The 12,081-nt window shown below is 34.0% G+C and carries 8 protein-coding genes and 2 pseudogenes; all 10 read left to right on the top strand.

All coding sequences use genetic code 11. The features are described from left to right. Positions 1 to 282: 282 nt before the first annotated feature. Positions 283 to 855, top strand: coding sequence for an RNA pyrophosphohydrolase (gene rppH / locus J6569_RS10390; RefSeq protein WP_065590265.1), 573 nt, complete (start codon positions 283 to 285; stop codon positions 853 to 855). Next, positions 852 to 1,721 (top strand): prolipoprotein diacylglyceryl transferase, encoded by an 870-nt coding sequence (lgt, locus tag J6569_RS10385; protein WP_065575365.1) that lies wholly within the window; start codon positions 852 to 854, stop codon positions 1,719 to 1,721. Before rppH ends, lgt begins: the two co-directional genes overlap by 4 nt. Beyond that, entirely contained in the window at positions 1,718 to 2,512 is a 795-nt protein-coding gene (gene thyA / locus J6569_RS10380) for a thymidylate synthase (RefSeq protein ID WP_296302316.1), read from the top strand. Before lgt ends, thyA begins: the two co-directional genes overlap by 4 nt. A 218-nt stretch (positions 2,513 to 2,730) precedes the next feature. Next, positions 2,731 to 3,681 carry an LpxL/LpxP family Kdo(2)-lipid IV(A) lauroyl/palmitoleoyl acyltransferase gene (gene lpxL / locus J6569_RS10375; RefSeq protein WP_296318397.1) on the top strand — a complete coding sequence of 317 codons (951 nt, stop codon included), beginning with the start codon at positions 2,731 to 2,733 and terminating at the stop codon, positions 3,679 to 3,681. Between the two features lie 47 nt (positions 3,682 to 3,728). After that, positions 3,729 to 4,811: a 23S rRNA (cytidine(2498)-2'-O)-methyltransferase RlmM gene (rlmM, locus tag J6569_RS10370; RefSeq protein ID WP_296318396.1), complete on the top strand. Its 1,083-nt coding sequence runs from the start codon at positions 3,729 to 3,731 to the stop codon at positions 4,809 to 4,811. A gap of 21 nt (positions 4,812 to 4,832) precedes the next feature. Further along, positions 4,833 to 6,680, top strand: a pseudogene (locus J6569_RS10365) (penicillin-binding protein activator). After that, complete coding sequence (locus tag J6569_RS10360; RefSeq protein ID WP_065590271.1) at positions 6,646 to 7,017, top strand: YraN family protein; 372 nt, start codon at positions 6,646 to 6,648, stop codon at positions 7,015 to 7,017. Before J6569_RS10365 ends, J6569_RS10360 begins: the two are co-directional and overlap by 35 nt. A gap of 15 nt (positions 7,018 to 7,032) precedes the next feature. Then, positions 7,033 to 7,611 (top strand): SIS domain-containing protein, encoded by a 579-nt coding sequence (locus tag J6569_RS10355; protein WP_065590272.1) that lies wholly within the window; start codon positions 7,033 to 7,035, stop codon positions 7,609 to 7,611. Positions 7,612 to 7,708: 97 nt separating this feature from the next. Continuing rightward, positions 7,709 to 10,330: pseudogene (gyrA, locus tag J6569_RS10350) on the top strand (DNA topoisomerase (ATP-hydrolyzing) subunit A); the annotation flags it as partial. A 166-nt stretch (positions 10,331 to 10,496) separates the two neighbouring features. Further along, complete coding sequence (gltP, locus tag J6569_RS10345; protein WP_366941273.1) at positions 10,497 to 11,807, top strand: glutamate/aspartate:proton symporter GltP; 1,311 nt, start codon at positions 10,497 to 10,499, stop codon at positions 11,805 to 11,807. The last annotated feature ends 274 nt before the right edge of the window (positions 11,808 to 12,081 follow it).

The raw sequence follows: 12,081 nt of genomic DNA, 5'->3' as shown, positions 1-12,081 counted from the left end.
GTGCCGATGGTAGTGTGGGTATTACCCATGTGAGAGTAGGGTGCCGCCAGACTTTTAAATATAGAGAGCCCAGCAGTTATGCTGGGCTTTTTGCTTTTTGGAATATTTATTAAATATCATTTTGATTATTGAAAATTAATTAATGTAGTAACAAATATTAATTAGTATAAAAAACATTCAAAAAAAGAAGGTATTTGTCACTTTGTAATTATTTTCTATTTATTTCTTGCTGTATGTATGAAACAATTCAGCTATACAAGGAAAATTTTTTTGAGGTAGTCAGTGATCGATAATGATGGCTACCGTCCGAATGTAGGAATAGTTATTTGTAACAGGTATGGTCAAGTACTTTGGGCTCGTCGGTATGGGCAAAATTCTTGGCAATTTCCTCAGGGCGGAATAAAACAAAGCGAAACGCCTGAGCAGGCAATGTTTCGCGAATTAAACGAAGAAGTTGGTTTATCATCAAAAGATGTGAAGATTTTATCCGTTACTAATGGTTGGTTACGATATAAGTTACCCAAAAGGATGATCCGTTGGGAAAATCAGCCAGTTTGTATTGGGCAAAAACAAAAATGGTTTTTATTAGAATTAATATCTGATGTATCAGTCATTAATCTCAACACATCCTCAGCACCTGAATTTGATGATTGGAAATGGGTTAGTTATTGGTATCCCATTCGACAGGTGATTGCATTTAAACGAGATGTCTATAGAAAGGCAATGAAGGAATTTTCTTTATCTGTGTTTGCTATACAGTCTGAAATAGAGACATCAGTAACTAATATTTCTAAAAAGAAACGATTTAATTTCTTTGCTAATAAACGGAAAAACAAAAAGCGTAATAAAAAATGAATCAATATTTACAATTCCCTAATTTCGATCCAATAGCCTTTTCCATTGGTCCGGTATCACTTCATTGGTATGGTGCAATGTATTTATTTGGAGTGCTGGGTGCACTTTATTTGGCTAAGCGCCGTGCAAATAAGCCAAATAGTCAATGGACGTCACAGCAGGTTGAAAATTTATTATTTTGGGGGTTTTTAGGTCTTTTTATTGGAGGCCGTTTAGGCTATGTCTTCTTCTATAATTTAGAAGCTTTTATCAAAGATCCTATAATTTTATTTAAAGTCTGGGAAGGCGGTATGTCTTTTCATGGTGGTTTAATTGGTGCGATTTGCGTTATTGCCCTTTTTGCAAAGGGAACAAAGAAAACTTTTATGCAAGTAGGTGACTTTGTAGCTCCTCTTGTTCCCATTGGTTTGATGTTTGGGAGATTTGGTAATTTTATTAATGGAGAACTTTGGGGAAGAGTAACTGATTCATCGATTGGTATGTTATTTCCAACATCATCGCATGCCGATTTTATGTTTGTTCAGTCTCATCCTGAGTGGTTTTCACTTTATTCCCAATTAAATGGTATTTTACCGAGGCATCCTTCACAACTTTATGAAATGGTGTTTGAGGGAATAGTACTGTTTATTATTTTAAATATTTTTATTCGAAAACCAAGGCCTACAGGCTCTGTATCTGGCTTATTTTTATTTTGCTATGGTTTATTTAGATTTGTTATAGAATTTTTTAGACAACCAGATGAGCAGTTAGGCTTATTTTTAAATATTATCAGTATGGGACAAATATTATGTTTACCAATGATTATTGGTGGTATTTTTATTCTTTTATTTGCATATAGATTTAATAATAAGGCAAAAACACAATGAAACAATATTTAGCGTTAATGCGAAAAATTTTAGATGAAGGTACACCTAAGTCAGACCGAACGGGAACTGGAACGCTATCTATTTTTGGGCATCAAATGCGATTTAATTTACAAGAAGGTTTTCCTCTTGTTACAACTAAAAAGTGTCATTTACGTTCAATTATTCATGAATTGCTTTGGTTTTTGAAGGGAGATACAAATGTTAAGTATCTTCAAGATAATAAGGTAACTATTTGGAATGAATGGGCTGATGAAAATGGTGATTTAGGTCCTGTTTATGGCAAACAATGGCGGGCATGGGGAGCGGCTGATGGTCGTCAAATAGATCAGATTTCACAGTTAATTGATCAAATTAAAAATGATCCTGACTCTAGACGTATGATTGTTTCTGCTTGGAATGTTGGAGAATTAGATCAAATGGCATTAGCACCGTGTCATGCCTTCTTCCAATTTTATGTTGCAAATGGCAAACTATCTTGTCAACTTTATCAACGTTCTTGTGATGTATTTTTAGGATTACCATTTAATATAGCCAGCTATTCTTTGTTGGTACACATGATTGCACAGCAATGCGAATTACAAGTAGGTGATTTTGTGTGGACTGGTGGTGATACACATCTTTATTCTAATCATATAGAACAAGCTCATTTGCAACTATGTCGTGAACCAAGAGTATTGCCAAAATTAGTTATTAAACGTAAACCTCCAACAATTTTTGATTATGAGTTTGAGGATTTTGAAATTGTTGGTTATGAACCGTATCCAGCAATCAAAGCGCCTGTTGCTGTTTGATTTTCGTTAAAAAGTTTCAGGTAACTATGTGTTTCAGTATAAAAATAGATAATTTTAAGAATAGCTAATAGTTTTAACTGTGAGCTACTTAAATATAAACTGATAACAAATTTAGTCACAGAATAATGATATAAAGTCCTTAGACTTTGTTTATTTTATGCTCCCGAAAAATAAGATATAATAAGCAACTGTATTATTAATAATAATTTGATCTTAATATGAGTCAAAATCAAGAAATTCGCCCTATTTTTACTAAAAGTTTATTACATCCTCGTTATTGGTTAACGTGGCTTGGTATTGGTATTTTATATTTAATCGTTTTATTGCCATATCCAATCATTTATCAATTGGGAAAAGGGTTAGGATTGCTTTCGATGAAATTAATCGGCAAACGTAAAGAAACGGCTAGGCAAAATCTTAAACTCTGTTTTCCTGAAAAAACACAATCTGAACGTGATCAGATGTTGCGTGAGAATTTTATTTCAACAGGTTTAGCAATTTTTGAAACTGGTATGGCATGGTTTTGGTCTGATAAACGGCTTGCTAAAAAAGTTTCTATTGTAGACGATTTTCATATCACAAAAGTTCAACAATCAGGTCAAGGTGTTTTGCTCATTGGTATTCATTTTCTGACATTAGAATTAGGTGCACGTATCTTAGGAATGAACCATCCTGGAGTCGGAGTGTACCGTCCAAATGATAATCCTGTAATGGATTATGTTCAGCTTAAAGGGCGGCTCAAATCAAACAAATATATGTTGGATCGACATAATACTAAAGGAATGATCCGCGCACTAAAAAATGGTGAATTACTTTGGTATGCACCAGATCATGATTATGGTCCTAAAAATAGTGTATTTGCGCCTCTATTTTCAGTAAAAAAAGCTGCAACAACTGTAGGCACGCGTATATTAGTGAAATTAGCTCAGCCAGCTATTATACCATTTACTCCTAAGCGTGAGAAAGATGGTCGTTACACTGTTTATGTAACATCAGAGCTTGAGGGTTATCCAATTGATGATGATGTACTTGCGGCTACTTTTATGAACAAAGCCATTGAACAAGAAATTTTAAAAGCACCTGAACAATATATGTGGTTACATCGAAGATTTAAAACTCGCCCAAAAGGTGAAGCACCTTTATATACCGATAATGTTCAATCTGATTAATATGAATATTTTTTATAGCTTCTGTTGAAAGAGCAAAAAATTACAATATGCAAAAACTAAACAAAATTATTCTCTATTGCCGTTGTGGATTTGAAAAAGAGTGTGCTAACGAAATTACAGATAAAGCCGCTCAGAAAGAAGTATATGGCTTTGCTAAAGTTAAAGAAAACAGTGGTTATGTTGTTTTTGAATGCTATCAAGATGATGATGCACAATTATTAATAAAAAATTTAGATTTTCGAACACTAATTTTTGCAAGGCAAATGTTTGTAGCAGGTGATCTATTAGTTGATTTACCTACAGATAACCGTATTTCTCCAATCATTGATGCATTATCTGGATGTATTGATAAAGCTGGCGATCTACGTGTTGAAGTTGCTGATACAAATGAAGGTAAAGCGCTTTCTGGCTTTTGTCGTAAATTTACCGTACCCCTTCGTCAAGCATTAAGAAGTAAACGTATTTTATTAAAAATTGAGAATCCATCAAGACCCGTTGTCCACTTATTTTTTATCAGTAATACCAGTTGTTATGTTGGTTATTCACTAAGTCAAAATAATTCGCCTTTTTATATGGGAATTCCAAGATTAAAATTTCCCTCTGATGCGCCAAGCCGTTCTACACTAAAATTAGAAGAAGCCTTTCATATTTTTATTCCTTATGATGAGTGGGAGGAGCGATTAAAAGGTGGTTTAAACGCTGTTGATTTGGGTGCTTGTCCTGGAGGTTGGACTTATCAACTGGTTAAAAGAAGTATGATGGTTTATGCCATTGATAATGGACCTATGGATGAAAAATTGATGGAAACTGGACAAGTTAAACATTATCGGGAAGATGGCTTTAAATTTATACCTAAAAAGCATAATATTTATTGGTTGGTTTGTGATATGGTTGAGAAACCAGCTAAAGTAACAGAATTAATAGCCAAATGGTTAATTAATGGTTGGTGTAGAGAGGCTATTTTTAACCTCAAATTACCAATGAAAAAACGTTATGAAGAAGTAAAACAAAATCTATATTCGTTAAATAAAGAGTTAAATAATAAAAAAATCAACGTACAAATTCAAGCAAAACAGCTTTATCATGATCGAGAAGAAATTACGGTTCATGTACAACGAATTTGGGGATAACAAAATTATAAGAGAGTAGGTATGAACTTGAAACGTTACTTTTATGCTATATTGATAATACCATTATTTACATTTTTGGTATGTTGTACTTTAGGAAATTCAGAGAAATCTCTTAACTTTGATGATAACAAAAATTCTAGTTATTATCTTTCACAAGCAGATAATAGTTCTGGAATAGATAAAGTTAATTGGCAATTATTAGCTATTCGTGCACTAATAAAAGAAAATAAATTTTCACAAGCAACTACATTATTATCAAATTTACCACCCAAACTTAATGATGAGCAACAAAAAGAAAAGTTATTATCAGAGGGGCAAATCGCTGTAAAAAAAAGGAAATCATTTGATCTGAATCAATTCACTATTGAAAATTTGTCTAATTCACAACTGTATCGTTATTACATTATTAAATTGGGTTTAGATATAAATGGTAAAGATATTAATGCTCAAGCCCACGATTATCTTCAATTAGAAAAATATGTATCAGAAACAGAAAAAAGGCAATTATTAAATAATACATGGAATTTTTTCCGTAAATTAAAATCTGGTAAAATCCGCAAAATTTTAGTTGATGAAAATGAAACTATATTACAAGGTTGGGTTGATTTAGCTTATGCTTACCAAAATGCGAGTAAAGCATCCACTCCGCAAGATGATGATACACCAGAAATTATTGCCACAAAATCCGAAAATCAAAAACAGCTATTAAAACAAGCTATCAACAATTGGGCTATACAATATCCAGATCATCCCGCAAAAGAGATTATCTCGATATTAACTGGAGAACAAACACTTGCTGTTGATGCTAATGCAAAAAAAGTTGCATTATTGTTACCATTAAATAGCTCTTCACGTATATTTGGTGAAACAATTCGTCAAGGTTACATGGATGGTATTAAGTTTTTTCCACAAGAACCACAACAAAATGTGATTATACTTGATACAACTAGTGCGCCAATGAATACTTTAATCCAGCAAGCACAGGAACAAAATGTTGAGTTAATTGTAGGTCCTTTATTAAAGAAAGAAGTTATTGAATTAAAATCACTAGAGCCAGCTATTACACTCTTAGCCTAGAATAAGGTTGATAACACTACTACGTCTGCAAATAAAATTTGTTATTTTGCTTTATCTCCTGAAGATGAAGCAAAAGATGCGGCAGACCATATTTATTCTCAAAATAAAATAAAACCATTACTGTTAGTCCCTCAAAATGATTTGGGTAAACGTGTTGCACAAAGTTTTGCTGTACAGTGGTCACAATTGTCAGCAAATAGTTCACAAGCTTACGTACAATATTTTGGTAACACTCAAACACTAAGCGCCAATATGAATCGTAACATAGGGATTAGTCTTGCTGGCAATCCTATTTTGATAGATGAAACGCTATCAGGGGGAATGGTATCTGCTGGATTTGATGCTATTTATGTTTATTCTTCATATGATGAATTGACGTTGATAAAGCCAATGCTTGATATGGGTGCAAATAAAACTATTGGAAATTCATCTGCGGTTACACTTTATTCAAGTTCTAAAAGTCATGTAGCTAATGCTTCTAATGACTTTAATTATGATATGAATAAAACTGAATATGCAGATATCCCTATGGTTATAAATCAAATGGATAAGGTAAATACAAATATACCTAGCAACATTCAGAAAGATTATTCATTAATTCGCCTGTATGCAATGGGCATTGATGCGTGGAGACTAACAAATCGTTTTAATCAACTTAATTCATATCAACCTAATTTTTTAGATGGTATGACAGGTAAATTATCAACAAGTGATCAATGCGAAGTGACACGTGCACTCTCCTGGCAGCAATATATTTATGGTGAAGATAAATCTGATTCAAAAAGCGAATAAAAAACAAATTGGCGAGCATTATGAAAATATAGCTTGCAAATATTTACTTAAGCAAGGGCTTATACTTCTTGCACATAATAGCCAATTTCGCTTTGGAGAGCTGGATTTAATTATGCTTGATAATAAATGTCTTGTTTTTATTGAAGTACGTTATCGAAAAAATGCTAACTTTGGTGATGCGGAGATGACAGTTACACTAAATAAACAAAATAAAATCAGGCAGGCTGCCCAACAATGGATGATGGCGCAAAATTTAAATATTGAAGATACAGAATTTAGGTTTGATATTTTTGCTATTACAGGTAACAGCAAAAAATGGATTATTAATGCATTTTAATTTTAGGTGAAAAGTGTGCAAGATTTAATTAAAAATTACTTCACTGAAAGTATTCAAACTCAAATCGTGATGGCAGAATCACTTGGCTATTCTATTGAAAAGGCAGCAAATATTATTGTCGATAGTTTACTTAATGGCAACAAAATTATGAGTTGTGGTAATGGTTCATCAGCAGCTAATGTACAAAGCTTTACTTCACGTTTAATCACCAGTATTAATATTGAAAGACCAAGTATTCCTGCAATGGCTTTAGTATCAGACAATGTTTTATTAAGTGCTATAGCTAATCATGAGGAGATTTATGCTCGTCAAATTCAAGCATTAGGGCAACAAAGTGATGTTTTAATAATAGCAACTTGCCAAGGGAATAGCAGATCTATCATTCGTGCAGTTCAAGAAGCGGTAATTAAAGATATGAAAATTGTCGCATTAACTGCTTTTGATGGTGGTGAAGTTATTGGCTTATTAGGCCAGAACGATATTGAAATTAGAATTCCGTCTTACAAAAAAGTGATGGCATACGAAATGCACGCTATGATTCTAAATTGCTTGTGCCAATTAATCGAGAATAGACTATTTATTCACAGTAAATAAGCTGAAATAAAGAAGGTTTAATTCTGCATTAATAGCGATTTTATGCTATAATTATGAACTATTTTGATGACTTAAATTAATAAGAGTACATGGTGTTATGACCGAACTAGCCAAAGAAATAACCCCCGTTAATATAGAAGATGAATTAAAATCCTCTTATCTTGACTATGCAATGTCTGTCATTGTTGGGCGTGCCTTACCTGATGTCCGTGACGGTTTAAAACCTGTTCACCGGCGCGTTTTATTTGCTATGCATGAAGCTGGATATGATTGGAATAAACCTTATAGGAAGTCTGCTCGTGTTGTTGGGGATGTAATCGGTAAATATCATCCACATGGTGATTCAGCAGTTTATGACACAATTGTACGTATGGCTCAACCATTCTCATTACGTTATATGTTGGTTGATGGTCAAGGTAACTTTGGTTCTGTTGATGGCGATTCAGCTGCTGCGATGCGTTATACTGAAATTCGTATGCAAAAGTTTGCGGGAGCATTATTAACTGATCTAGATAAAGAGACAGTTGATTTTTCACCTAATTACGATGGTTCAGAAATGATCCCAGATGTGTTACCAACACGAATTCCTAACTTATTAATTAATGGCGCATCAGGGATTGCTGTTGGTATGGCCACTAACATTCCTCCTCATAATCTCTCTGAAGTTATCAATGGTTGCTTGGCTTTTATTGAAGACGAAAATATTTCAGTCGATGGTTTAATGGAGTATATCCATGGGCCAGATTTTCCAACAGCAGCATTAATTAATGGTCGAAAAGGTATTGAAAATGCGTATCGCACAGGTCGTGGTATTATCTATATTCGCTCTAAAGCTACCATAGAAGTTGATGATCATAGTGGACGTGAAACCATTATTGTTAATGAGATTCCGTATCAGGTTAATAAGAAAAAACTGATCGAAAAAATTGCAGAATTAGTTAAAGATAAAAAAATAGAAGGTATTTCGGCATTACGTGATGAATCAGATAAAGACGGTATGCGCATAGTTATTGAAATCAAACGTGATGCTGTTGGTGAAGTTGTATTAAATAACCTATTCTCTTTGACTCAATTACAAGTTTCATTTGGTATCAATATGGTGGCTTTACATAAAGGCCAACCAAAACTCCTAAATTTACGCGAAATGATTGAGGCTTTTGTGCTTCATAGACGAGAAGTTGTAACTCGTCGAACCATTTATGAATTACGCAAAGCACGCGAACGTGCTCATGTATTAGAAGGTTTAGCAATCGCACTTGCCAATATTGATCCTATCATTGAGCTTATTCGTGCTGCTGCAACACCTAGTGAAGCAAAAACTAAATTATTGAGCCAAGCTTGGCAACTTGGAAATGTTGCTGCCATGCTAGAAAAAGCAGGTAATGATGCAGCTAGACCAGAAGATTTAGCACCAGAGTTTGGTATTCATGATGGACATTATTATTTATCAGAAGCACAGGCTCAAGCGATTTTAGATCTCCGCTTACACCGCTTAACCGGCCTTGAACATGAAAAAATTCTTGATGAATACAAAGAATTATTGGTTCAAATTGGTGAGTTATTACATATTTTAGCTAGCTCAGAACGTTTAATGGAAGTGATTCGTGAAGAATTAGAAAGCGTTCGCGACCAATTCCAAGATGCTAGACGAACAGAAATTACAGCGAGCAGCGCAGATATTAATATTGAAGATCTTATTGCTCAAGAAGATGTGGTCGTTACTCTTTCCCATCAAGGTTATGTAAAATATCAACCACTTTCAGATTATGAAGCTCAACGTCGAGGTGGTAAAGGTAAATCTGCCACTAAAATTAAAGAAGAAGACTTTGTCGAAAAACTATTAATTGCCAATACCCATGATACGATTCTTTGCTTCTCAAGCCGTGGTCGATTATATTGGATGAAAGTTTACCAACTGCCTGAAGCCAGCCGTGGTTCTCGAGGTCGTCCAATTATTAATTTGTTACCTCTTGAAGAAAACGAACGAATCACTGCAATCTTACCTGTTCGAGAATTTGATGATGAACATTGTGTATTTATGGCTACAGCACAAGGTACAGTTAAGAAAACATCTTTAATTGAATTTAGTCGTCCACGAAGTGGCGGTATTATTGCGATTAATTTACGTGATGATGATGAATTAATTGGCGTCGATTTAACTAGCAATGATCCATCAGCTATTGTAGATGATGAAGAACTTAATGATGATGCCATTGTTGAAGATATTGACTCAGAAGATGATAACCTGATTGGTGAAATCTCAACGACTGAAGATATTATGTTATTTTCTGCTAATGGTAAAGTTGTTCGTTTTCCAGCCAATAAAGTTCGTTGTATGGGCAGAACGGCCGCAGGTGTACGTGGCATAAAACTTGATAGCGATGATAAAGTGGTTTCATTAATTGTACCTAGAGGTAGTGGCGCAATCTTAACAGCAACTCAAAATGGATATGGTAAACGCACACAGCAAGAACTATATCCAACCAAATCAAGGGCAACTAAAGGTGTTATTTCTATCAAAGTTAGTGAGCGAAATGGTACTGTTGTTGGCGCAGTTCAAGTTGATGAAACCGATCAAATCATGCTAATCACAGATGCAGGAACACTTGTTCGTACTCGTGTTTCAGAGGTAAGTATTGTTGGTCGTAACACTCAAGGTGTCATGCTTATTCGAACAGCTGACAACGAAAAAGTTGTGGGATTACAACGAATAGCCGAGACAGAAGATGACGCAAGTGGATCGGAGGTATCGGAAAATAATGAACGGCACGATTCACTTCAAGTGTCCGAGGATTAATTATTTAATAATCTAAAAGGATTAGTTTTGCTAATCCTTTTTTATTTTAAAGAATCGTAAAAAGGAATAGTATTAGATGTCATTTTTAATAAAAAAAATATTAACAAATCTTGCATGGCAAATTTTGATTGCTTTGATTCTAGGAATTGCCGTAGGTGCTTATTTATTTGAGCTCTCTGCTACAAACCACCCTTTGCATTCATATTATCAATTTTCAATAGTAAATATATTTCAGCCTGCAGGCGATATCTTCATTCGGTTAATTAAAATGATTGTGTTGCCAATTATACTGAGTACTTTAACTCTAGGTATTGCAGGTCTTGGTGGCTCAAAACGGTTAGGGACCTTAGGTTTTAAAACAATTCTCTATTTTGAAATTATTACAACTATTGCTATTTTATTAGGTCTTTCTTGGGGAAATATTTTTTCACCTGGCTCGGGAATTGACTCCTCAACACTTGCAACGACAGACATTAGTAAGTATACCCAAGCAGCTGAAGAATTAAGCGGTAAACCTCATGGTTTAATTGTTATGATATTAGATATGATTCCTGCTAATATCTTTAAAGCTATGACGGACGGTGCTGTTTTACCTGTGATTTTCTTTTGTGTCTTTTTTGGTCTAGGCTTAATGTCTTTGCCAGATAAACAACGTGAACCTTTTCTTTTATTTTTAAAAGTAATTTCAGATACTATGTTTAAAGTAACTAATATGATAATGCGTTATGCACCTATTGGTGTATTTGCACTTATCACGGTAACGGTTGCTAAATATGGATTTGAATCTTTACTTCCACTACTTAAATTAATTTTAACCGTCTATTCGGCAATGATTATTTTTACGTTAGTGGTATTAGGACTGGTTTGTAAAATTTGCAAATTTAATATTTTTACATTATTAAAAATCTTGAAAGAAGAATTAGTGATTGCATTTTCAACCGCAAGTTCTGAAACTGCATTGCCTAAAATAATTGAAAAGATGGAGGCTTATGGAGCACCAAAATCGATAACTAGTTTTGTTATTCCTACAGGCTATTCATTTAATCTTGATGGTTCAACACTCTATCAAAGTATTACTGTTATCTTTTTAGCGCAGTTATTCCACATAGATTTAACTATTTTAGACCAAATTATTATTGTCATCACCTTAATGATTGCATCCAAAGGGATTGCAGGTGTACCTGGTGCTTCAATTCTTGTTTTATCGGCAACCCTAGGTAGTGTTGGTATTCCTCTTGAAGGAATTGGTTATATTATGGGGGTTGAACGTATTTTAGATATGGGCAGAACGGTAGTTAATGTGGTTGGTAACGCACTAGCAGCAATTGTTATTGCGCGTTGGGAACATGCTTTTGACGACAAAAAAGCAAGAGCTTATGAACAACAATTTTTGAAATGATGAAATAATTATGTGGATTAATTTATCCAAAAAAAACTACCTGTTTATCAGGTAGTTTTACGCAAAGTATATCTATTTAATTCTTGATAAGAATAAGAAATATTTTGTCATGTCAAATTCAAATCTTTCACCATCGGGACCACTAATCAGAAAGAAATCGACTTCGCAATGATCTCTTTTTTCATAATTAGGTATTTCATTGGAATGGCAACACATTTTAGTACCAAAAAGATAAGGTCATCGATTTCTTTTGTATTCAATCGGCGACTGGTAA

Origin of the sequence: Gilliamella sp., from assembly GCF_024104075.1 — a bacterium.
GTDB classification, from domain to species: Bacteria; Pseudomonadota; Gammaproteobacteria; order Enterobacterales; family Orbaceae; genus Gilliamella; species Gilliamella bombi.
The sequence above is the reverse complement of the archived record's forward strand: the minus strand, read 5'-3'. Positions and strand labels throughout refer to the sequence as shown.

What these genes read in the sequence shown, in the direction of transcription:
- rlmM (WP_296318396.1), top strand. Translation starts at nt 3,729, where the DNA reads ATGCAAAAACTAAACAAAATTATTCTCTATTGCCGTTGTGGATTTGAA.
- lgt (WP_065575365.1), top strand. Translation starts at nt 852, where the DNA reads ATGAATCAATATTTACAATTCCCTAATTTCGATCCAATAGCCTTTTCC.
- J6569_RS10360 (WP_065590271.1), top strand. Translation starts at nt 6,646, where the DNA reads ATGGTGAAGATAAATCTGATTCAAAAAGCGAATAAAAAACAAATTGGC.
- lpxL (WP_296318397.1), top strand. Translation starts at nt 2,731, where the DNA reads ATGAGTCAAAATCAAGAAATTCGCCCTATTTTTACTAAAAGTTTATTA.
- thyA (WP_296302316.1), top strand. Translation starts at nt 1,718, where the DNA reads ATGAAACAATATTTAGCGTTAATGCGAAAAATTTTAGATGAAGGTACA.